This window comes from Melghirimyces thermohalophilus, assembly GCF_900102685.1.
GTDB classification, from domain to species: domain Bacteria; phylum Bacillota; class Bacilli; order Thermoactinomycetales; family DSM-45169; genus Melghirimyces; species Melghirimyces thermohalophilus.
Genome location: NZ_FMZA01000014.1, coordinates 34,127 through 54,262 on the forward strand (window position 1 = coordinate 34,127; position 20,136 = coordinate 54,262).

Consider the following 20,136-nt stretch of genomic DNA (forward strand, 5'->3'; position numbering starts at 1 on the left):
ACGAGGCTTTCAAGAGTCACAGCCGGTGATCAGGTAACAAAGTTGGGTTTCCTCTGCTCCAGGGCCGCCTCGCTCATAGCGACTTCCTGTTCACTGTTGTTCAATTCGATAAACGGGGTCGCTTCATAAAACCAGCAGTCCGGCGGTTCATGACCCCAGAAGGTGGCGCGGCGCGGATCATCCAGGTCCCACCGGATCGGTTGAAAGTCGGGATCTCCCGTAAAGTAATCGCCAGTGTACAGCTCCACACGGTTGCCGTCAGGGTCCCGCAGGTAAAGGAAAAAGGCATTGGATAATCCGTGCCGGCCCGGGCCGCGTTCAATATTGGATGCATAACCGAGAGAAGCGAGCACATCACAGGTGTGAATCACACTCATCGGGTCACTGAGCCAAAAGCCGACATGATGGAGTCGAGGGCCTTTCCCGTTCATAAAGGCCACATCGTGAACCGTCGGTTTGCGGTGCAACCAAGCCGCCCAGATGCGCTCATCCTCTGTTTCCGTATATTCCGAGCATCGGAATCCAAGCTCCTTGATATAAAAATCATGGGCTTTCTCCACATCCGGCACCATACAGTTAAAATGGTCGATCCGTTGCATACGGGAACCTTTGTACAGATCGTATCGCTGCAGCTTGCGCTCCACGGTCTCCATTTGGAAGAAGAATTCAACGGGGATGCCGGAAACATCCTGTACTCGGAGTGCACGCCCGACTGCATGCTGACTGCCCGCTTCCAACCATTTCGTCGCCAACCCTCTCTCTTCAAAAAAGGCGGCGAGACCTTCCAGATCCGACTCGTGTGCCACTCGGTAACTGATCACTTCCACCCCGGGACGTGCCGCTTTTTTTAGGACATAACTGTGATGAGAATGTTCTTCCAATCCCCGTAAATAGATCCACTCATCGTTCGCTTCCGTTTCAATAAATCCCAGCCCGTCGACATAAAAGTTGCGGGCGGCGTCTAAATCCGAGACACGGACGATCGCTCGAGCCGCGCGAAGAATGTTAAACCCCATTTTTCCCCCTCCTTATGTTTGAATCGTATGATATTTCCATTTCCTAGTATTTTTCAGTAATTCACGCACTTTTGCCTTGTAAGGCTCTTTATCATATGCGTCAAAATAAGCCATACCCATTTTGATCGGATCACCGAAAAAGTAGTATTCATAATGGGTTTGCCGGCTGCCGAAGGCGCTCATGGTCAGATCCCAGGCGAGGCGGAAGAGCTGTACCCGTTCGTAGCCCTCCACATTTTTTCCTTGAGTGGCCCGATGCAGAATCGGTCCAATCTCTTCGTTTTCAAAGTCGGCTTGAGTGGGAATGCCCATCATTCCCGACGCACCGAGTACGCGAAGGATTTCCGCCATACGCGGGTATACGCGGGGAAACCAATTGCGGGCAGCATCAAGGGCTGCGAAATCGGGGGTCATCATTCCCCATCGGTCCAATCGAGCATTATGCTCCGCCTTAAACAGATGAGATTTCATCGTCTCCAAAATCAACATGATTTCCGTGCCCTTATCTTTGACATGCTGGAACCCATCAATCCCGATTGAATCCATCACACTCAGAACCACACCGAGCAGAAATTCCGTTTTGGCGATATCCTTGGCTACTACCTGATGTGACATATGAACAACGGCATTGGTTTCCCGGAAGGCGCGATTACAGATCGAGGAATCCTCGAGAACAAAGATACGGTCCCAGGGAACGAGCACATGGTCAAATGAGACAATCGCATCTCCTTCCTCAAAACGGGAACTTAAGGGATGATCATATTCATTCTGGCTGTAGGCAAAAGATTCACGGCTGAAAAACTTTAATCCGGGTGTATTATTGGGAATGGCAAAGGCAAGGGAATAAGGGTCATCTTTTTCGCCGGCCCTTTTTACCGTTGACGGAAAGACGATGATCTCATCGGTAATCCCCGCCTGGGTAGCCAGCAGACGGATACCGTCGACGACGACTCCGTCATCGTTTTTTTCCACAACATGGAGGGCGACGTTGGCATCTTTTTGTTCATGTTGTGCCTTCGCCCGGTTGACTTGCGGGTGAATCAACGTGTGTGTCAAGCTCAGGTCGTTTTCACGGGCGTACTCCGCATACTTTTTTGCATTCTCTCCAAACATGGGGTCGCCTTCGGCAAAAAACTCATGTGCCGCACCCATCGCCATCACATCGGCGTTCAGGTAATCGGGAGAGCGCCCCATCAACCCATGGGTGAAACTCTGCCACTCCATCATCGCCTCGCGACGCTGGATCAACTCTTCAATGGTCGTCGGTTGCATAAAGGTTTTACCTACCTTATGCCCCGTTGTCGGCGATGAATAGAGCATCTTTTCCGGTTTTTCATACTGCAGGTCATATAATTTGGCCATGGAACCCACCACATTTTTAAATGCCGGGTGTTCCGTCACATCGTCCACTCGCTCACCGTGAATATAGACGTTGTTGTTCGCCTTTTTCAAACGTTCGATATATTCTTTCCCCGTCTTCGCAGGCATAACATGTCCCCCCTTATGTTCGATTCACTTTTTTCCAAACTGAGGAATGCGGTGCTCCCCGAGAGCTACATGGATGATCTGGGTTTCGGTGTAAAAGTCAAAGGCGTAATGACCTCCCTCTCTTCCAATACCGCTCGCTTTGGAGCCGCCGAAGGGTGTTCGAAGGTCGCGGACGTTTTGTGAGTTGATCCAAAACATGCCCGAATCAACCGCTTGCGCTACGCGGTGCGCCCGTTGAATATCCTTGGTCCAGACATAACCGGCAAGTCCGTATTTGACATCATTGGCTACCTCGATCACTTCTTCTTCTTCTCTGAAGGTCATCACTGTCAACACCGGACCGAAGATCTCTTCCTGGGCAGCTGTCTTGTCGTTGGTAATGTTTAATATCAGGGTGGGCGGCACAAAGTTGCCCCGTCGATATGCCTCCGGCACATGGCCGCTCACGATTTCGGCTCCTTCTTCCTTGGCAATCTCCAGGTAACGTTTCACATTTTCATAGTGTGTCCGATGAATCAGCGGCCCCACCTGAGTGCCTTCGTCCATGGGATCACCGACCACGATGTTTTGGACACGCTCCTTCAATGCTTCAATAAAACGCTCCTGAATATTCTCATGAATAAACAATCTGGAGTTGGCGGTACAGCGTTCACCATTAAAGGAGAAGATCCCCCAGGTGCAGGCATCCAAGGCACGGTCAAAATCTGCATCATCAAAGACGATGATCGGCGACTTACCGCCCAGTTCCATCGAAACCCGTTTCAAGGTGTCGGCGCCGTTTTTGATGATCTCCGAACCAGTCGCCGTCTCCCCCGTAAAGGAGATCAACTGGACATCGGGATGAGCCACGAGCGCGGCCCCCGCTGTTTCACCGAAGCCGTGCACCACATTAAATACACCTTCCGGCAGCCCCGCTTGATCGATAATTTCCGCTAGTCGGTTGGCAGTTAGCGGAGACCACTCCGCTGGCTTCAACACCACAGTGTTTCCCGTGGCGAGCGCCGGTGCGATCTTCCATGTTTCCAACATAAAGGGCGCGTTCCATGGGGTGATGAGCCCGGCCACACCGACCGGCTTATGGATCGTGTAGTTGAGAAATTCATCATCCACCTGATACGCTTCGCCAACCATGCGGCTGTTGACCATCTCCGCGTAAAAGCGGAAGTTGTGAGCAGCGCGGGCCACCATTTTTTTGGTTTGGCTGATGGGAAGACCCGTATCATAGGATTCGAGAGGGGCGATCTCCTCGATGTGCTCATCGATGACGTCGGCGATTTTGTGAATGTAAGACAGCCGCTCGCTCACCTTCATCTTGCCCCAGGGGCCCTGTTGAAAGGCTTCTTTGGCGGCTGCAACCGCCCGGTCGATCTCCGGTTTGTCGCCTTCGGAGACCCGATTGATCCTTTCGTTGGTAAAGGGGTTCGTATTTTCGAAGGATTTCTCCGATTCAGCGTCCACAAAGTTTCCGTTGATATAATGCTTGATATCCTTTGTGTGCTGGCGGATCACCTGATTTCGCATTTCTTCTACCCGTTGTGCCATCATTTTCACTCCTTTTCGAATGTACTAGAAGCGTTGTGATTAATGGCAGGGTCGATAAGAGAGGAAGCGTTTACCCAAAAGAGCGACTTTGCTGTCCTACCCAGCGGAGAATCAGCATGCAAGGGCGTTTAGGGGCAACTAACATCTTCGAATTGACTTCCGTCCCGGCTTTGCCCCTGCCCGAAGCATGATGATTCGGAGCGGACAGTCCAACCTTCTCTGCAGGACAGCAGTCGGAGCGACTTCGGGTAAAGGCCGCCGCTCATATTTCACAACGCTTCTAGATGCCCGCCTTCACCGTAACCTCGCTATAATTTTTCAACACGTCGCGAATCTCTTCTTGCAGTTCCTTCGTCGGCAAATCCATCGGCAGGCGCAATGTCGGATTGATTTTTCCGATCATCCCCATGGCTGCTTTCAACGGTGCTGGATTTGTATCCTTAAAGAGAACGTCATTGAGGGGCATCAGTTCGTAGTGAAGGTCCTGAGCTCGTTTGACATCTCCCTTGAACCAAGCATCGTGCATTTCGGCAACTTTTCCGGGTACGACATTGGCCGTGGCACAGATCGACCCCGAACCACCGATGGTCAGCATCGGGTAACACAAAAGCTCAATCCCGGAAAACAGAAGAAAATCCCGTCCGCAATTCAACAGAACACGGTTGACGTGTTCAAAATCTTTATAGGATTCCTTGACGCCGATGATATTGGGACAATCCTCATTCAATCGGGCGAGGGTTTTCACTTCCATATTGACCGCCGTACGACCGGGAATGTTGTAGACGATAAGCGGAATATCTACCGAGTCAGCCACCGTTTTAAAATGTTTGTAGAGGGCATGCTGGGATGGTTTGTTGTAATAGGGAACAATCACAAGCGCCGCATCAGCCCCGATCTCTTGTGCCTTTTTGGTCAGATAAAGAGTTTCGGCATGGTTGGTTGAACCGGTTCCCGGAACGAAAGGCACTCGTCCGTTCACTGCTTTTGCAGCGGTGTCCATCACTTGAACCCGTTCGTCCAGGGTCAGCGAACTCGGTTCTCCGGTGGTCCCCGTCACGGAAATCCCGTGGCTTCCGCTTTCTATGTGCCAGTTGATCAAAGATTCCAAGGTGCTAAAGTCAATGGATCCGCTTTCATCAAAGGGGGTGACAATCGGTGCCACCGAACCGCGGAGACGTTGTTTCACTTCTTGGATATTCAAGCCATTCACACTCCCTAGCACGATTTTTTATCTGCCAATTCCAATTTAACAGATGATTCGTATATATTTGAAATATCTATTTTATTGTCTTTGTATATCAAAAAAATATGTTATTGCACAACAGAAGTCTTCTCTTTGTTCCGCTTCACGTTGACACCCGTTGCGAGACTCACCAGGATGAAGACAATCGTTGACAGGGGTAATGCGTAAAACAGAGGGTCGATATGGGATATGGGAAACCCGAGCAAGGTGTCCTTCCCAAAAAGCGCATCGGACAACCCGATCGCTTCCGCCTCCTTTTCATGGAAAAACAAGAATCCGATTACGCTTACGGAAAAACCGACTACCATGCTCGCATTGGCGCCGGCCCTGGATGCCTTTTTCCAATAGAGTCCCCCGATCAAAGCTGGGAGAAATCCGGCTGCACAAATCCCAAACCAGAATGCCGTGGATTGGGCGATCACACCCCCCGGCAGGATATAGGCCAAAATCACGGCGGCAACCATCCCGATCACCACGCCGAGCCGCGACAGACTGACCTTGCTACTCCGTATGCCCCATGTTTTCAAGATGTCTTCGCTGAAGGAGGCGGCTTGGACATGAATTAAGGAACTGACTGTTGAAATGACCGCCGACAACGCCGTCAGTGTAAACAGATAGACAAACCAGACCGGCATCATGTGATTGATCAATGTCGGAATCACCAGGTCCACGTTTCCCCCGACAGCCTCCATGGCGATCTCACCCTGTGTCTCAAAAAAATACAGATTGCTGAGCGGACCGATCATATAAGCGGCCCCCGTCATAAAAAAGATAAAAAGGCCCCCGACCAACACGGATCGATATAGAGAACGATCATCCTTCACTGTCATCGACCTCATCACCAGTTGCGGCTGGGCCAATACGCCGATACCAACCCCCATGATCAACGTACTTACTAACGTCCACCACAACGGAGAGCCTGATTCCGGCATCGCGGTCCAACCCCGATGACCCTGTTCCACGAGCTCCTCAGGAATGAGAGGTTTCAACTCTGTTAAACTGCTGTGCCCATCGATCACCCCACCCACATGCTGATAGGTCCCAAACAAAAGCATGATCATCATCACCAGCATGATCAGCGCTGCAAATGCATCGGTATACATCACCGCTTTCAGTCCTCCGCTGATCACATAGAAGCCGACGATAAAAGCCAATATTAATAGGGCACTGTTAAAATCGATTCCCAATGCTTCCTGCAAAAACCGGCCTCCACCGATCAAAACAATACTGGTATAGGCCGGCATGAACAGAAAGATCATGGCCCCTGAAAACACTGTGATAAATGATGAATCATATCGTTTTCCCAAAAAGGAGGAGAAGGTGTAGACATCCATGTCAGCGGAAAGCCTCCGAATTCTCGTACCCAATACAGCAAAGGCAACAAAGATACCCAAAACAATGTTTAAAAAAGCCAGCCACAATAGCGAGAAACCGTATTGTGAAGCCACCCCGCCAAAACCGATCAATGAAGAGGTACTGATAAAAGTCGCTCCGTAGGAAAGGGCCATCACAATCGGGTGGATATTGCGTCCGGCCAATAAATAATCGGATTCTGTCTGCGTCTTCTTATATCCGTAGTAAGCAAGCCCTGACATAATCACAAAATAGACAACCAAAATCGAAACCAAAACGGGCAGATTCACTTTGAATCATCTCCTCCTTTATTCCAGTTCACCCATCCAAAAAGGGCACACCCGACAGCCGACAATACGGTACCAATCCAAACCAAGGCAATCACCGGATCTTCCATCCCCAGCATGATACTCCCCCTTTTATGCAGTTCATTCTGAAAAAACATCGTGCTTGTTAGACACAAATTTACAGTCTTTCAATATCACTTAGAAGTCTATCATGTGCTATAATATCTGAAAAATATTTGTTGCATTTATTCTATATATTCAAAAAATATGATCTTAGTAATAGGAGGGTGAGCATGGATTTAAAACAATTGCGCTATTTTGTCACCATCGCCCAAGAAGGACAGATCACTCGCGCAGCCAATAAGCTTCATATGGCTCAACCACCACTGAGTCAATCGCTGAAAATGCTGGAACAGGAACTTGGGGTTCCTTTATTGGAACGAAACAGGAGAAAGATGGAATTGACCGAAGCGGGAAGAATCCTGTATCGAAAAGCACAAGCACTCTTGCGGCAATTCGATGAGACCATCGTAGAAGTGAAGGAAACCGGTAAAGGTCTTAGGGGGATGTTGTCCATCGGATGTGTCAAGTCGTGTTTTGCCTATATTCCAGAACGAGTTCAATTCTTTAGAAAAGAATATCCCGATGTCACCTTCGAATTGAGGGAAGGCGATTCGTTTCAACTGGCTGAATACCTGGAAAACAGGGATATTGAAATCGCCGTTGTCCGACTTCCTCTGGACCATAAAAACTTCGCTTACCTTCCTTTGCCAAATGAGGTGTATGTCGCCGTCCTCCCCGCACATTGGGTCAAGGCCCCTACGCAAACCCACATCCTGATGGAAGACTTGGCCGGCCTGCCCCTGCTGTTGCTCCACAGAATCAGCGGGGTCGGACAATATGAGATCATCATGAATGAATTTAAAAAACACGGTTTGAAACCCCATGTGGTATGTGAATGCCCCGATGCAACTATGCTTTTATCTCTAGTGAGCGCTGGCGTCGGTGCCACGTTACTACCCAAATCAACCTTGTTTACCCTTCCCGCCCAAGGGGTGAAAGTATTGGAGATCGGGCAGACAGAAATCACGTCTGAAGCAGCAGTGGTATGGTTGAAAGATCGCTATCTGTCAAAAAGTGCTATCCGATTTATAGAAACATTTCAACCATCTTGAAAGCGGTAACATCCTGACGCGTAAACCGAAAATTTACTGATAAAAAGCCAAACTACGTTACTATGCCAATGATAGCACGGTCATTCTATGAAGAAGCACGGTTTGCTTGCAATCTCTTATTTATCAGCACAGAAATGGTTCCGCCACAAACACTGAGACCTCACATGACTCTTCCGCCTCCGAAGGAGGCTCTATTCCCTCTTCTCAACCTATGTAGAATTCTTCGATTCTTTATTACTTCCAAATGATACCGGTTACAAAAAGGAAAAAGACCCCTTGAAACGTGAATGCGCTTCCATTACACTGTCGTAAACCGATTTACTAAACCGGTTTATAAGGAGGTGATGATTTATAAAGCGTGTAACCATGCAGGATGTAGCGGAAAAAGCCGGCGTTTCCAAGAGCACCGTTTCCCAATATTTGAACGGTCGCTTTGAGTACATGAGCGCAGAGACGAAAAAGCGGATCCAAACCGCCATTGAAGCCTTGGGGTACCGCCCCAACCAAGTGGCCAAAAGTTTGAAGCAGAAGCGAACGTCTACCATCGGATTGATCGTCGCCAATATTTTGCACCGCTTCTCCACACTGGTTTGCCGGGCGGTAGAGGATACCTGTCATGAACAGGATTACCACGCTATCATCTGTAATGCCGACGACAATCCGGAAAAAGAGCGAAAATATATCGACATGTTGCGGGCCAAGCAGGTAGACGGCATCCTCGTCATCCCGACCCAGGACAATACCGATTTATACGAAAAGTTGATCCAAAACGGGTACCCGCTCGTCTTTCTCGACCGAAAAGTAGCCGGGTTATCCGTACCCTCCGTCACTCTGAACAACCGGGAAATCGCTCGTATGGCAGCGCAGCACCTGATCCAACAGGGCCACGAAAAAATCAGTTTGATGACACCCCCACTGGGGGTTAGTTCCCGTAATGAACGACAGGCGGGTTTCTGCCAGTCGCTGCGGGATCATGGCCTGTCGACCCGCTATGTGGTCAGTGTGGAGCTCGATCAAATCCGGCAGCGATTGGACCACATGCTGCAAACCGATCCTCCCACAGCCCTGGTGACCGGCAATGACCGCGTTTTGATGGAAGCGCTTCCTTATTTAAAAGAAAAGGGGATTAGCATCCCGGAAACCTTGGCCTTGATAAGCTTCGACGAAATGGAACTGGCGCCATTGATGGACCCGCCGATCACCACCATTGAGCAGCCCGCCATGGAAATGGGCCGGAGAGCGACAGAAATTCTGTTGCGACAAATCCGCGGACAACAGGCAGATATTCCGTTACAGACTGTCTTTGACGCTACCCTTTGTATTCGTCAATCCAGTCGTTTCAAAAGGGGGAACCTACTGTGAAAAAAATGGGCATCACCTTGCTCGCCTCCATCCTGATGATCGGTTTGTTATCCGGTTGCAGCATGTTTCAAGCCGGGTCAGACAGAGGGGGAAAAGTAAAATTGATCGCCGCCACTCAGTTGGATTCTAAAAGTGCTTTCGCGGAAGGGTTCAGGGAATTTAAGAAAGTCGTGGAAAAAGAGTCTGATGGAACGGTGACAGTGGAAGTCCACACCAATGGCGATTTGGGGGGCAATGAGGATGAACTGGTCCAAAATCTGCAGTCTGGCTCTGTCGACCTGGTGGTCGCCTCCCCTGGATTTATGGCCCAGGCAGTGAAGGAGGTCGATTTTTTCGCCCTGCCTTACTTGTTTGAAAGCCGGGATCACTGGAAAAAAGCCGTTGATGGGGAAGTCGGCCATACCGTGACTAAAATGGTAGAACAAAAAACCGACTTTAAAATCCTCGGTTATTGGAGTGCAGGGGTTCGCAATTATTACGGATTTCAACCGATTGAAGAGCCAGAAGATTTGAAAGGGATCAAAATTCGGTCCCAGGACTCCCCGACGGTTCGGGATGCGTGGAAAGCCTTAGGGGCGCAGCCGACCAGTGTGGCCTGGAACGAGATGTACCAAGCGTTGCAAAACCAGGTAGTGGACGCAGCGGAAAATGATTTCACCAACATCTATCAGGCTAGCCATCATGAAACGGCCAAATATATCTCCCTCACCCAGCATGATTACACGACCCGTCTCTTTTTCACCTCGCAGCAAACCTTTGACGCTTTAGACGAGAAACAGCAACAGGCTTTCATGAAAGCAGCGAAAGCAGCAACCGAGGCGGCTCGAAAAGCGGATGATCAACTGGCGGAAGAATCGAAGCAAAAGCTGAAAAAGGCCGGAGTGAAGATCAACAAAGTCGATACCCAACCCTTTGTGGAAAAAACGGAACCTGTGCGAGAAAAAGCCGTTCAACAGCTGGGGATGGAAGCCCTGTACCAAAAGGTTCAGGAACTGAAATGAGCGAAGACCGGCCGAATGAAAATGGAAGGAGGGCGACTTTATGAAGCGTTGGATCGACCGATTGGAATGGATACAGCTGCGAATGGCTGCCGGTTTCTTTCTCCTTTTTATCGGGTGCGTCATCTTGCAGGTAGCCTCCCGTTATCTGCCCGGGGTCACCGTTTTGTGGGCACCGGAAGTGGCGACGTACGCCTTCATCTGGACCATTTTTATGGGAGCCGCCATCATGGTTCGTCGCCAGGAACATTTTCGTTTCGACATGCTGGTCAACCGTCTGAAGGGACGCAGTCAGCTGGTCGCTCGGATCGTCATTCACATGACGATCCTCGCTTTCGGATTTGTGTTGTTTGGTGATGGTACCACCTTGACCCAGCAATTTTGGGCCTGGTCTCTCAACAGCTTGCCACAGGTCAAACAAGGATACGTGTGGCTGGCGATACCTGTGTCGGGAATAACGATGATGATCTACGCGATCGCCAATATCCGGGATGATATTCATGACTATAAACGAAAGGAAGGTGAGTTAACCCCATGATGGAAGGTTTGCTTCTGATCGGCCTGTTTGTGCTGCTGCTGCTTTTGGGGGTACCGATCGCCTTTGTCATCGGTATCGTCGCTTATGTCGGCATCGTCATGATCGGCAACATCCCGGTGACCACTATGGTGCAATCGATGTTCGCCGGGCTGGATTCCTTCGTGCTGCTTGCCGTCCCTTTGTTTATTCTGGCTGCCAACCTGATGAACCAGGGGGAAATTTCTGAGCGCCTCATCCGCTTCGCCATCATGCTGGTCGGCCACATCCGCGGCGGATTGGCCCAGGCCAATATCGTGGTTTCCATGTTCTTTGGCGGAATCTCCGGCTCCTCGACAGCGGATACGGCTGGTGTCGGCAAAATTTTGATCCCCAGCATGGTCAAGGAAAAATACAGCAAAGAGACCGCCGTGGCGGTAACCGCATCCTCCTCCACTATGGGCATGATCATCCCGCCCAGCATTCCGATGGTCATCTACGGCAGCCTGGTCAGCGTCTCTGTCGGCAAGATGTTTCTGGCTGGGATCGTGCCGGGACTAGCCCTCGGCCTGGGTCTGATGATTCTGGTATGGTTCTTCGCCCACCGCCACGAGTATCCACGTCATGATCGGGTGAAGGTGAAGAAAGTGTTGGCAGAGGGGGTTAAGAGCTTGCCTCCCCTGTTCACCCCGGTGATCATCATCGGCGGAATCATGGGCGGCTTCGTCACACCGACCGAGGCGGCCATCTTGGCCTGTATTTACGCTTTCCTTCTCTCCTTTTTAGTTTATCGGTCGATCCGACTGCGGGATCTGCCAGAAATTCTTTTCGACACGCTGAAGTTGAGCTCCCTCACCCTGATCGCCCTGTCGACGGCGACTGCCTTGGGTCGATTGATCAGTTACTATAACGTACCACAAAAGGTAGGGGTGTTTTTTGACACTTTCTTTCCCTACCCCTGGCTGTTCCTGTTGGCTGTGATCCTTTTGTTTTTGTTCGTCGGCATGTACATGGACACCGTCCCTGCGATTATCCTTTTTGTACCGATTGTGCTGCCGACGGCGACGGCGTTCGGCATCGATCCGATCCATTTTGGGATTGTGATTATGCTCTGTCTGGCTGTAGGCCTGATCACCCCGCCTTATGGGTTGTGTCTGTTGTTGGCCAGTTCCATCGCCAAGTTGTCGGTGGGCCGTTCCTTCCGGGCGCTGATTCCCTACTTGTTGGTGATTTTGTTCATCATCCTGCTGGTCGCCTACATCCCATCGATCGCGATGTGGATCCCAGACACCTTCGGAAACGCTTCGCAATAATGTAACCATCGATTTGGAGGCGATAGGATGCTGGATATACTGACCATCGGTGATGGCATGATCACCATGAATCCCAAAACCAAAGGACCCTTGCGCTTTGTCCATGAATTTGAACGAAAAATCGGCGGGGCGGAGTTAAATACCTTAATCGGCTGCGCTCGCCTCGGACTTCGGACCGGATGGATCAGCCGCCTCGGCAACGACGAATTTGGACGTCATCTCTTCAACACAGTGCGAGGCGAGGGAGTGGACATGACCCATGTCCAACTCGTCGATGAGTATCCCACATCGGTCAATTTTAAAGAGATTCTCGAAACAGGAGCCGGTCGCACCTTTTATTACCGCCAGGATTCACCCACCTCCACCCTGACACCGGAGTCCCTCGCTCCGGAAATGTTTGAACAAACCCGGCTCTTTCATATCACGGGGGTGTTTCCGGCGATTGCACCTAATAACATCGACATCATCCGGCAAGGGATCCGACTGGCCAAGGAAGCGGGCACCCTTATCTCACTGGACCCCAACATCCGTTTGAAATTATGGAGCGCCGAGCGGGCCCGGGAGGTGTTGACCTCCTTTTTGCCCGATGTGGACCTTCTCTTGACCGGGAAAGAGGAGGCCGCTCTCTTGACAGGGGAAGAGGAAGAGCAGGCGATGATCCGCGCCTTCCAGGGCTACGGTATCGAGACCATCGCCATTAAAAAGGGAGCGAATGGGTCCCTCGGTGTGGATGGAAACGAACAGTTGGAGATGCCCCCGGCGGATCCAGGCAAAGTGGTCGATACTGTCGGCGCCGGGGATGGCTTTAACGCCGGCTTTATCCTGGGTATCTTAAACGAATGGCCGCTAAAACAGACCCTCGCCTTCGCCAATACAGTAGGAGCCATGGTCGTCAGCGTCATGGGCGACAACGAAGGGCTGCCGGTCATGGAGGAAGTTCAAACCCGCTTGGGAAAACGGGAGGTGATCCAACGGTGAGCTACAAAAACCAGGAGATTCAACTGCAGCTCGCCCTGGATCGGCTCGATTGGGATACCTGTTTTACCCTGGTTGAACAAACTTTTGATGCTATCCACCGGATTGAGATCGGTACCGGGGTGATCAAAGAGTACGGCATGCCGATCCTTCGTGAGATGAAACGACGCTTTCCCGACAAGGTGCTGGTCGCCGATATGAAAACCTGTGATGCCGGCGCCCATGAAACCCGACAAGCTCTCGATGCCGGCGCCGATGTGACCACCGTAATGGCCTTCGCCTCGAATTCCACCCTACTCCAAGCCTTGGATGTGGCCGCGAAAATGAACCGGGAGGTAATGGTCGACCTGCTCGAAGTGAAGGATTCGCATCGGGTAAAGGATATGGTCCAACAGGGCGTCACATCGGTGTCACTCCACCGGGGAAAAGATCAACAATCACAAGGGGAGACGGCGGACGCCACCTCTTTTCATCTGCTCGATGGACTGACAAACATCCGGGTGGCCGTCGCCGGGGGGCTTCATGTGGGAAATCTTCACGCCGTCATCCCCCATCACCCTGACACCGTCATCGTGGGGAGCGGGATCACCGGTTCCGAAAATCCTGCGCAGGCGGCAGCGGAAATCAAAAGGAGGTTAAAAGATGCCAACCATAGATAAGCTGATCGCTCAGGTGGTCGGGGAGGTTTCCACCGTTCTCAACCGGATCGATCGCCATGAGGCAGAAACATTTGCTCGCGAACTGCTAAGAGCGGAACGTATCTTTGTTCTGGGCGAGGGACGATCCGGGCTAATGGGAAAAGCTTTTGCTATGCGCCTGATGCACGCCGGATGGACCGTTTATGTGGTTGGTGAGACCATCACCCCCTCGATCAAGCCCGGTGATTTGTTGATCGCACTGTCGGGCTCAGGTAATACCTCTTCCGTCTTCGAGGCGGCAGAAAAGGGAAAAAAAGCCGGGGCCAACCTGTTATCGATCACCACCCAGCCTGATTCGAAAATTGGCCGCATCAGCGATGGAACACTGACGGTTCCGGCGACGACCAAATATCGTCGCAAAGAGGAACCCGACACCATCCAACCCCTGGGCAATCAATTTGACCAAAGCCTCCACCTCCTATTGGACGCTCTGATCATCTACGCCATCGGCGACCGACAGACCAACAGCGACATGGTCCAACGCCATGGCAACCTGAAATAACTTAAAAGGCTGGTTCAGTTCGTAAAACCCACCGCATGCACACGCACACGGTGGGTTTACTTCTTGCTGATGTGTCGTACGGTTAGAGTGAGGCTTGTGTGAGAGCAAGTAAAATGAACCCAAGATTTTAGACACAAAAAAAGGAGATATTAAAGATATGAAACGAAAAAGGTATACAGCTGGAAATCTTGAAGGAAGAAAAACGATGAGCCAGATTCACATGATGGACCACTGTCTATTATCTGCGAACGGGAAACCGCTAAGAAATCAATAACATTAGAATGGAGTAATATCATGTGTAAAAAAATAGGTTTTATTTTTCTACTAATGATCATTATTTTGGTTCAACGATGGAATGTACCTCTATCAGCTCAGGCTGCTGAATCCTTTGATACAGAAGATGTTGATGAATATGTTACGAATTATATCGAAACAAACGGACTGCCTGGAGCAGCCATTGTAGTCGTAAAGGATGGGAAAGTGCTATATGAAAAAGGATTTGGTCATGATTCTAACGGAAAACCACTGACGGAAAAGTCTAAACTCGGTATAGCTTCTGGTACAAAGCCATTTACTGCATTCGCTGTTCTACAACTGGTTGATGAAGGAAAAATTGAACTGGACAACCCTATTGTAAATTATCTTCCGGAACTAACACTGGATGATGTACGGTGGAAACAGGTGACTGTACGTCAACTGTTGAGTCACACATCCGGGCTACCGAATCCTACCATTGTAGCCCCAGCCAATACGCTAAAAGAAGGTGTAGAACGCCTTCATGGTTGGAAACTACAATCTAATCCTGGAAAAAAACATTTTTATAGTAATGCAAACTACTGGATTTTAGCTTATTTGGTAGAACGAGTTAGTGGTATGAAGTTTAATGACTACCTAACACAAAAGGTATTTTTACCACTCGGAATGAATGACTCCATCTCAGCAGTTAACTCTGGAGATACGGTAAAAGAATTTGGTATACCTCGAGGATATGTCACGTTATATGGTACAGCAATGCCATGGACAGAGATGGAACAAATGTTCAGTGGTGCAGGAAGTATCTTTACGACAGCCAGTGATATGGGAAAATGGCTTTCTATGCATACCAACGAGGGGGAAAATGAAAAAGGAGAACAAATATTATCCCAAGAACTACTGAAAGAGTCTTATTCGCCACAACCTGGAAGTGAAAAATATGGGCTTGGCTGGTCGCTTAGCTCTCCAAATATTAAACCAGCGTCTATTTCTCATAGCGGTTCAATATCTACTTTCCAATCTCAACAAGATATCATTCCAAGTAGTGGCTATGCAGTTGCGGTTTTACTCAATAGTTTTACCCCTACATTTGAACATGCATATGAGATTAGTTCGGGAATCCTCCAATTGACTGAAGGAAATGAACCAGAAATTAAAGCTCCTGTACCCACAATCGTTGATTGTACACTTGGTCTTATGACAGTGATTTACTTGATTTTAGGAATCAGGGGAATCATCCGAAGTAAAAAATGGTCGAACAAACGTAAATATCATTCCGCCTGGAGATTCTGTCTAAAGTTACTTCCGCAATTGATTCCAGTCGTGGGAATCGGATGGCTATTCTTCGTTGTTCCGACACTGCAGAATAATAGCTCTACGATTAAAGACGCATTTGGTATTTTCCCAGCTGCGATGCTCTTATTGGCAATTATTTTCATTATTGGAATTGTTATTGTGATTATGAGGGTCTATTACCGAATAATGTTAAATAGAAATTGAAACGTAGAAAGACCATTCAACATGTTTGAGTGCATCGCGGGACGAATGTGAAAGCGAATTTGCTGCAACTAGTATTGAAAATCAGTAAGTAAAATGGAGGATACTAAAATGAGATATGACTTCATTTGGACCAAAGGTGAAGACCTAATATGGAATAACACCTTTGATTTAAAGCCCATTCATCGTATCCACATCGGGGCATCCCGGAGCCGCTGGGAAACTCCGGTTCCCCTCTTCTCGAATTCGACCGGCTGATGAGACCCCACTGCCCCGCGATCCGTACTTCGTTCAGTGAAAACATCACCTGGGTTGGGCCACGATCCCGTTGTGAACCTTGATGATGCCATGACGCAAAATGTCAAATCCGTTTTCGTAGAGATACAGACCCATCTGCCGGATATTCATCAGTTCGCGATAGGTGTAGTTCATCACATCGGCCATGATCTTGTAATAGAGACGGGATTTCAGCTGATCCCGCGGTGTCGTCAGAATGGCGTACCCGCCCGGTTTCAAAAACCGGCGATGCCAGTCGATCGCTTCCGGTTTGTGTTTATCGGGGAAATGTTCCAATAGACCCACACTGAGAACCACATCAAACTCTTGGCCAAAGGAGAGATTGCGAATATCATCGACGATATAGTGGATGTTCATCTGCTCCTTATACCAGACACCAGGCCCGCCGGTGCTCGGATTGCTCCCCAAAAACGGATAAGTTTCCGGGAAGCTTCCGTACCGGTCCGTCTTACAAAAGGCATCGTAATCGACAAGCACAACCTCCCCGCCGGGATACATGGCGGAAAGCTGCATCGCCTCATATCCTTCCGCTGCTCCCAGAAACAGAATACGCGGCTTTTCCAGATCCAAGCCCTGAAACAACGCCCGCTTCCCCCGCGGATCCCAGACTCCGTCTTCCACCCGCTGGACGTAATTCCACAGGGACAATTTCAGATAATCGCTCAATCCCGTTTTAACCTCCGACCAGCGGAATCGGGCCAGGTGTTGCTTCAGGCTGTGTTTGGTTTCTCTGAGTTCATGGGGAACATCCTTGACGAACCACTCGTGAAAGGAACGGTTGAAGTGCTCCCATGAAGTTTTGACCGACATCTCCTGACCGGCCTCCGCTTTCCACCTCTTCCATCCTTTTGCCATATCGTCCACCTGATAAGGTTTGCCGATCTCTTTCCATTGAAGCAAAGACCAGTCTTTCACCTGATCCACCTCGATAAAACGATCCAGTTCCGCGGGATGGGGGTTACGCAGTTCCACCCGGTAACTGGGAGTCAATTCCGTCCTCCCAATATCCGCCTCCGTATAGGGAAATTTGGTTTCCGTTTCGCGATCGAGAGAAGGTTCCAGGCTTACCGGCATCGATTGATGCTCCTTTCTCACGGTTTCTTTATCAGTTTATTCTGTAAACCCTCCTTCTTTCCCTTCCATTTAAGTGAGATATGGTCATGGGCCATACAAAAAAGCGGGAGAGGCCTCTCTCCCGCTTCATGATCCCGTCCATATGATTACCAGCTCGCTTTTTTCAGCCCCGGAATCCTCCCTTGGTGAGCCAACTCACGGAGGCAGATCCGACACAGGGCAAACTTCCGGTACACGCCGTGTGGGCGCCCGCACCGTTTGCAACGGTTGACCTGACGCACTCGAAATTTCGGTCGACGATTGGCTTTCACAACCTGTGATTTTTTGGCCAACAGGTTTCCTCCTTTCTGATCTACTTTTTTATATCAATGAGACTTTATTTTTACATTTAATTTAATTATTGTATAACATAAATAGGGGAAAATCAAGAGATCCCCGATTGGGTCCGAATGCAGAGGAGATAACAGCTGCGATAGGTTTTATACCCGTTGGCATCACCGTAAGGTTCCGGCAGCTGATAAAACAATGGAAATGTCTCTATATGGCTCACCTGCATGATCGTCCCTTCTTCCACACGCGAATCATTCGCTTTCTTTGCAATCTTAGGCCCTTCGCTCCAGCCAGCTCATATCTTTCATGCTTCAGTGCCAACTCAGTGGAAACGGACGAGATGGTCCTTTAACGGTCGATCTATCTCAACGTATCCTCTCCTAATACCGCTCCCCTATACCTTGACCAAAAACGACCGGCCCGAGGCCGGTCGTTACACCCATCAATATTTATATTTTCCGTTCACATTTAGGACATGATCCAAAAAAGAGTCCACCGGATTTGGCAGCTTCTGTTCCGCCCTTCGTAGGTGCCGCCGCATTTGGGTCTTTAACCATCTCAACTCGTCTTTCTCTTCTTTTAACCCCATTTCCTCATCTAACATACCTAACAACCAACTGTAGGAGCTAACTTGTTCCTCCAGGGCTTCCAGCAAGATGCGCTGCTTCTCCGTCTGATCCACTTCCCCTAGGCGGTGATCCTCTCCTGATCTTCCCGTTTCCTGCTTGAGACGTTCCAGCAGCCACCCCATCATTCGACTCCCGTCGATCAGGGTTTGTCGGAGCATCCGATACTCTTTATCGTATTGGGGGTCATCCAGCAGCCAGGCGATCTGTTGCATGGAAGCGTTCACACCTTTTAATACCGTCAGCAACCGAAACTGTTCTTCCTGTTTCTCTGTCATCCCAATTGGATATCCTCCTTTTCCCCCTACCCACTTTCTCTGTAACCATTATGACATATTTTTTGTGAAAGCGCTTTATCAACTATTGCCATTGGAAATGATGCAATTTTGCGTTCGCAAGATTACATCATGATTCCGGCATAGGGAACGCCGCCTTCCTTTTTCTCCGGGAAGACGACGTTTTTGTGCACTACATTGTCACTACCAGGCGGGCCGCTTCTCCGCGGGCCAGCCGGTCAAATCCTTCGTTGATCGCTTCCAGGGGCAGGGTATCAGTTAACAACCGATCCACCGGCAGCCGTCCCTGCTTATACAACTGAATCATACGGGGCAAGTCCCGTTTGGGGATACAACTTCCGATATAGGAACCCTTGATCGTCCGTTCCTCGGCAGCCAACGTCACCTGGGGAATCGAAAACTCGTCCTTGGGATGAGGCAGCCCGGAAGTGACCGTCATCCCGCCTCGACGGGTGATCCGGTAGGCGGTTTGCATTGCCGGAACCACCCCCGCTGTTTCAAAGGCGTACTCTACTCCGCCCTCGGTGACGGAACGGATCTGTTGCACCGCATCCGCCTCAGCGGCATTCACCCCATCCGTTGCTCCCAGGGATTTGGCCAGCTCCAACTTGCTCGGGTTAACATCGACGGCGACGATTTGCCGGGCGCCGGCCACCACCGCTCCCAAAAGGGCGCTGAGGCCCACGCCTCCCAGGCCTACGATTGCCACACTGCTGCCGGCCGGAACCCGGGCGGTATTGATGACCGCTCCCACTCCGGTCATCACCGCGCAGCCGAAAAGAGCCACCTGGGGAAAAGGGATCTCCCGATCCACCGGGATCAGGGAGTGCTGATCGATCACCGCGTAGTCAGCAAAGCCGGACACCCCAAGGTGATGGTTTATCACCGTCCCGTCCTTTTTCAGTCGGCGTGCTCCGCTGAGAAGCACCCCTTGGTTATTGGCCTCCGCTCCGGGTTCACATAAGGCGGGACGACCCTCCCGACAGGGGGCACAATCGCCGCAGCTGGGAACAAAGGCACAAACCACGTGGTCACCCGGTTCCAATCCTGATACGCCGTTCCCTGTCTCCACCACCTCCCCAGCAGCCTCATGACCGATGGCCATCGGAGTGGGACGGGGCCGGCTCCCGTTAATCACTGATAGATCGGAGTGGCAGAGCCCGGCGGCCCGAATCCGAACCAACACCTCTCCCGGGCCCGGCGGAGCCAATTCCAACTCTTCGACCCTCAAGGGCCGGCTCTCGCTGTAGGGAGCCGGCAGTGCCATCTCGTAAAGAACAGCTGCACGTGTCTTCATC

The 20,136-nt window shown here is 50.3% G+C and carries 19 protein-coding genes and 1 pseudogene; 9 read left to right on the forward strand and 11 right to left on the reverse strand.

Translation table 11 applies throughout. From position 1 onward, the window contains the following. Nucleotides 1–29: 29 nt before the first annotated feature. The 6 genes from hpaD to BLP91_RS17385 form a co-directional block, all read right to left on the reverse strand. Nucleotides 30–1,016, reverse strand: a complete 987-nt coding sequence (gene hpaD / locus BLP91_RS11180) for a 3,4-dihydroxyphenylacetate 2,3-dioxygenase (RefSeq protein ID WP_091570951.1) — start codon at nt 1,014–1,016, stop codon at nt 30–32. Between the two features lie 12 nt (nt 1,017–1,028). Next, nucleotides 1,029–2,504 carry a 4-hydroxyphenylacetate 3-monooxygenase, oxygenase component gene (gene hpaB / locus BLP91_RS11185; RefSeq protein ID WP_091570953.1) on the reverse strand — a complete coding sequence of 492 codons (1,476 nt, stop codon included), beginning with the start codon at nt 2,502–2,504 and terminating at the stop codon, nt 1,029–1,031. A gap of 24 nt (nt 2,505–2,528) precedes the next feature. Further along, the gene (hpaE, locus tag BLP91_RS11190) at nt 2,529–4,046 is read right to left on the reverse strand and encodes a 5-carboxymethyl-2-hydroxymuconate semialdehyde dehydrogenase (protein ID WP_425412216.1); all 1,518 of its coding nucleotides are present in this window, start codon (nt 4,044–4,046) and stop codon (nt 2,529–2,531) included. 280 nt (nt 4,047–4,326) lie between these two features. Then, the gene (gene hpaI / locus BLP91_RS11195) at nt 4,327–5,247 is read right to left on the reverse strand and encodes a 2,4-dihydroxyhept-2-ene-1,7-dioic acid aldolase (protein WP_091570959.1); all 921 of its coding nucleotides are present in this window, start codon (nt 5,245–5,247) and stop codon (nt 4,327–4,329) included. A gap of 110 nt (nt 5,248–5,357) precedes the next feature. Next, nucleotides 5,358–6,932, reverse strand: a complete 1,575-nt coding sequence (locus BLP91_RS11200; RefSeq protein ID WP_091570962.1) for a sodium:solute symporter family protein — start codon at nt 6,930–6,932, stop codon at nt 5,358–5,360. Continuing rightward, a complete protein-coding gene (locus BLP91_RS17385) occupies nt 6,929–7,048 on the reverse strand; it encodes a symporter small accessory protein (protein ID WP_342670295.1) in 120 nt (39 codons plus the stop codon). Before BLP91_RS17385 ends, BLP91_RS11200 begins: the two co-directional genes overlap by 4 nt. A gap of 174 nt (nt 7,049–7,222) precedes the next feature. Here BLP91_RS17385 and BLP91_RS11205 point away from each other — a divergent pair, with 174 nt between their 5' ends. From BLP91_RS11205 to BLP91_RS11245, 9 genes are all read left to right on the forward strand, one after another. Then, nucleotides 7,223–8,104: a LysR family transcriptional regulator gene (locus BLP91_RS11205; protein ID WP_091570965.1), complete on the forward strand. Its 882-nt coding sequence runs from the start codon at nt 7,223–7,225 to the stop codon at nt 8,102–8,104. 366 nt (nt 8,105–8,470) lie between these two features. After that, complete coding sequence (locus tag BLP91_RS11210) at nt 8,471–9,466, forward strand: LacI family DNA-binding transcriptional regulator (RefSeq protein WP_091570967.1); 996 nt, start codon at nt 8,471–8,473, stop codon at nt 9,464–9,466. Between the two features lie 5 nt (nt 9,467–9,471). Continuing rightward, nucleotides 9,472–10,467, forward strand: a complete 996-nt coding sequence (locus BLP91_RS11215; protein WP_245662246.1) for a TRAP transporter substrate-binding protein — start codon at nt 9,472–9,474, stop codon at nt 10,465–10,467. Between the two features lie 40 nt (nt 10,468–10,507). Beyond that, complete coding sequence (locus tag BLP91_RS11220; RefSeq protein WP_091570972.1) at nt 10,508–11,002, forward strand: TRAP transporter small permease; 495 nt, start codon at nt 10,508–10,510, stop codon at nt 11,000–11,002. Continuing rightward, nucleotides 10,999–12,291, forward strand: coding sequence for a TRAP transporter large permease (locus BLP91_RS11225; protein WP_342670296.1), 1,293 nt, complete (start codon nt 10,999–11,001; stop codon nt 12,289–12,291). The genes BLP91_RS11220 and BLP91_RS11225 overlap by 4 nt, the downstream gene beginning before the upstream one ends. Nucleotides 12,292–12,318: 27 nt before the next feature. Further along, nucleotides 12,319–13,269 (forward strand): sugar kinase, encoded by a 951-nt coding sequence (locus BLP91_RS11230; protein WP_091570975.1) that lies wholly within the window; start codon nt 12,319–12,321, stop codon nt 13,267–13,269. Then, on the forward strand, nt 13,266–13,925 hold the full coding sequence (gene hxlA, locus BLP91_RS11235) for a 3-hexulose-6-phosphate synthase (protein WP_245662241.1): 660 nt from the start codon (nt 13,266–13,268) through the stop codon (nt 13,923–13,925). Before BLP91_RS11230 ends, hxlA begins: the two co-directional genes overlap by 4 nt. Further along, nucleotides 13,909–14,466, forward strand: a complete 558-nt coding sequence (gene hxlB, locus BLP91_RS11240; protein ID WP_091570978.1) for a 6-phospho-3-hexuloisomerase — start codon at nt 13,909–13,911, stop codon at nt 14,464–14,466. Before hxlA ends, hxlB begins: the two co-directional genes overlap by 17 nt. A gap of 294 nt (nt 14,467–14,760) precedes the next feature. Continuing rightward, nucleotides 14,761–16,218 (forward strand): serine hydrolase domain-containing protein, encoded by a 1,458-nt coding sequence (locus tag BLP91_RS11245; protein ID WP_091570980.1) that lies wholly within the window; start codon nt 14,761–14,763, stop codon nt 16,216–16,218. 300 nt (nt 16,219–16,518) lie between these two features. Here the strand turns inward: BLP91_RS11245 and BLP91_RS11250 are convergent, their stop codons facing one another. The 5 genes and pseudogenes from BLP91_RS11250 to BLP91_RS11265 all read right to left on the reverse strand — a co-directional run bounded on the left by BLP91_RS11250 (nt 16,519) and on the right by BLP91_RS11265 (nt 20,135). Beyond that, a complete protein-coding gene (locus BLP91_RS11250; protein WP_091570983.1) occupies nt 16,519–17,586 on the reverse strand; it encodes a class I SAM-dependent methyltransferase in 1,068 nt (355 codons plus the stop codon). A gap of 146 nt (nt 17,587–17,732) precedes the next feature. Next, nucleotides 17,733–17,918, reverse strand: a complete 186-nt coding sequence (locus BLP91_RS11255) for a type Z 30S ribosomal protein S14 (protein ID WP_091570986.1) — start codon at nt 17,916–17,918, stop codon at nt 17,733–17,735. A 98-nt stretch (nt 17,919–18,016) separates the two neighbouring features. Then, nucleotides 18,017–18,142 (reverse strand): annotated as a pseudogene (locus BLP91_RS17300) (mandelate racemase/muconate lactonizing enzyme family protein); the annotation flags it as partial. A 216-nt stretch (nt 18,143–18,358) separates the two neighbouring features. After that, entirely contained in the window at nt 18,359–18,820 is a 462-nt protein-coding gene (locus BLP91_RS11260; RefSeq protein WP_091570989.1) for a hypothetical protein, read from the reverse strand. A 190-nt stretch (nt 18,821–19,010) separates the two neighbouring features. Then, on the reverse strand, nt 19,011–20,135 hold the full coding sequence (locus BLP91_RS11265; protein ID WP_091570991.1) for a zinc-dependent alcohol dehydrogenase family protein: 1,125 nt from the start codon (nt 20,133–20,135) through the stop codon (nt 19,011–19,013). Nucleotide 20,136 lies beyond the last annotated feature (1 nt).